Origin of the sequence: Nonomuraea sp. NPDC048916 (assembly GCF_040649575.1) — a bacterium.
GTDB lineage: Bacteria > Actinomycetota > Actinomycetes > Streptosporangiales > Streptosporangiaceae > Nonomuraea.
Window position 1 is genome coordinate 1 of sequence record NZ_JBEZFS010000187.1, and the last position, 527, is coordinate 527.

1 protein-coding gene is annotated in these 527 nt (G+C 69.1%); it reads left to right on the forward strand.

The window, feature by feature from the left end:
- Positions 1–74: 74 nt before the first annotated feature.
- A partial coding sequence (locus AB0C16_RS40365; protein WP_357691462.1) for an ATP-binding cassette domain-containing protein occupies positions 75–527 on the forward strand: 453 nt, incomplete at its 3' end.

The following is a 527-nucleotide window of genomic DNA, read 5'->3' on the forward strand; positions in this document are numbered from 1 at the left end:
CTGACCCGGCACGCTCCCGCGCCCGGTCACACCTTCCTCGAACTCCCTCCCCGAACACACTGGGACTGCGACCCATGACACAGCAGCAGCAGACCGCGGGCGGCGATGTCCGCCTCGCCGGGATCAGCAAGACCTACGGCTCCTTCACCGCCGTGCACCCGCTCGACCTGACCGTGCCGCAGGGCTCCTTCTTCGCCCTGCTCGGCGCGTCCGGCTGCGGCAAGACCACCACCCTGCGGATGATCGCGGGCCTGGAGGAGGCCACCACCGGCACGGTCTTCCTCGGCGACAAGGACATCACCGACCTGCCCCCGTACAAGCGGCCGGTCAACACCGTCTTCCAGAGCTACGCGCTCTTCCCGCACCTGGACATCACCGAGAACGTCGCCTTCGGACTCCGGCGGCGCGGCATCAAGTCGGTGAAGAAGCAGGTCGACGACATGCTGGAACTGGTCCAGCTCGGCGACTTCGCCCGCCGCAAACCGCACCAGCTCTCCGGCGGCCAGCAGCAGCGCGTCGCCGTCGCC